The organism is Actinomyces sp. Z5, from assembly GCF_003287795.1.
GTDB lineage: Bacteria > Actinomycetota > Actinomycetes > Actinomycetales > Actinomycetaceae > Actinomyces > Actinomyces glycerinitolerans.
The window spans coordinates 1-2,015 of record NZ_QMIN01000094.1 but is presented as its reverse complement, the minus strand read 5'-3'; the positions used below and the strand labels follow the sequence as shown (position 1 = coordinate 2,015).

Sequence of the window (2,015 nt, the reverse complement as noted above, 5' to 3'; positions counted from 1 at the left end):
TCACCGACTCAACCAGTGGTTGAGTCGGTGACTCGACGGCTCAACCCTCGGATTCCGTGATCAACATATGCGTGCTACCGTCCGGCGCACCGCTGCGGACATGATCGGTCACGCGCCGTCGGTCCCGGCAGACTGCGGGACCTTCGGCGGGTCAGGGACACCCTGATGAGCGCCCTGATAAGCAACCGATCAAGAACTATGGAGACACCGATGAAGAACTCTGTCGGACGCAACATCGCCAGGCTGCGGCTGTCACGCGGCATGACCCAGGAGCAGCTCGCCCAACGGATGGGAGTCACCCCGCAGGCGGTCAGCAAGTGGGAGAACGATTTGAACTACCCGGACGTGGCGACACTGCCCGCTCTGGCGGCACTGCTCGGCACCAGCGTCGACGCGCTGTTGACGGTGCCGGACAGCGACGCCGCAACCGCCGACCGTCCCACGCCGTCACCGGCCTCCCCTTCATCGGCGCCGTCGCCCCTCTCCGCCCCTTCGGCACCGTCCCCCCTCTCCTCCCCTTCGGCGCCGTCCCCCGCGGCGCCTGCCTCCACCAACTTCGACCTGATTCGTCCCGAACCCGCGCCGGAGCAGCCGCGGGCCCGACGCGCGGCCGGACGCAGCCTCCACATCGAGGTTCGGGGGCCGCAGGACAATGTCGACCTGGCCTTCCCCATGCAGGCGGTCTCCGCGCTCACCGGTCTCATCGCGACGCTTCCGCAGGTACGCAGCGCCGTCGGCGCCCGCGGCATCGACCTCGACGCAATGCTGAAGACCTCGTTCAATGCCCTCGACTCCACCGGCTCCGCCACCCTCATCGACGTCACCGACGACGAGGATCACGTACGCATCTGGGTCGACTAGCCCGACACCCTGAACCTATCTTCAGCCCCTGATTCGTCGGCGCCATTGGATGGGTTCAAAAATGTCCAAAACCGGCATAAACGAGCCCGCTCCACCGAGAGAGCCACTGGAATCATGCGGTTGCGGAGCCGACTCGGAGCGCCGAATCCGGCGTTCGTGCCGGTTTTGGACATTCTGCGGCCTCGTCGGCCAAGCGGCCGGGCCGCAGCAACACTTCAACCGATCTTGGCACGTAACTTGACTCTTCTGGTTCATGGGTGGTGGTTCGGGTTGGGGCTGCGAGGCGGTGGTCGTTGTCGGGCGGGGAAGGTCGTGTTCGGGTGTGAGAGGTCGTTTTCGGGTCGGCGAGGTCGTACTCGTGCGCACGTAGTCGTACTCGGGCGGTCGGGCGGGGTCGTTCTGGGGATTGGGAGGACGTCTTCGGGCCTACGAGGTCGTATTCGACTACCCCACGCCGGTCGAATACGACCTCATCCGCCCCAAACCCTCCACATTCGGGAGGGTCTCAGGCGCAAGAGGACGTGTTCGCGCGCTCAGGGTCGTACTCGGGCCGACGAGGTCGTCTTGGCCGAACCCGGGTCGTTCTCGGGCGTGCGGGGACGTTCTCGGGCTCGTGACCGTTGGCGGCTGACGACTCGTTGGAATCACCTGGATCAAGCAGTTCCCGGATCACGATGGCGGCCGTTGGCGACGGCGGCGATTCCGCTGAGTCCAGCGCTTCTAATGCCGCACCCCAGGCGCTCCCGGGGCGCGAACATGGCCGCCGCGGGGGAGCGGGCTTTTCGCGTACTCACTCGTGCGCCCCGCGAGACGCTGCGCGACGGTTCGTCATAAACGACGACGGTTCGGCAGTTAGCACCAACGATTCGGCATGAACCGCGACGGTACGTACCTCTAGGTGCCGAACCGTCGCAGGAAGTGCCGAACCGTCGACCCGAACACACGAACCGTCGTCGAAACGCACGAACCCTCACGCGGAGGGACGAACCGTCGACCGGAACACACGAACCGTCGTCGGATCCACCGTGGCCCGCCGTCGCCCACCGATATTCACGGCAACCTATCCCACCCCCGCCCATCACGCCACGCACCGCACCCAATCTGCCGCGCACGCAATAGACAATCTAGACGCACACCATCCCTCAACCCGCCAC

Annotated in this window: 1 protein-coding gene; it reads left to right on the top strand. The window is 65.8% G+C overall.

Going from position 1 to position 2,015, the window contains the following annotated elements; all coding sequences use genetic code 11:
- Positions 1-210: 210 nt before the first annotated feature.
- Positions 211-861 carry a helix-turn-helix domain-containing protein gene (locus tag DRB06_RS12890; RefSeq protein ID WP_111820164.1) on the top strand — a complete coding sequence of 217 codons (651 nt, stop codon included), beginning with the start codon at positions 211-213 and terminating at the stop codon, positions 859-861.
- Positions 862-2,015 lie beyond the last annotated feature (1,154 nt).

Bases quoted from the DNA above. Each gene is read 5' to 3' on its own strand.
- DRB06_RS12890 (WP_111820164.1), top strand. From the start codon at position 211: ATGAAGAACTCTGTCGGACGCAACATCGCCAGGCTGCGGCTGTCACGC.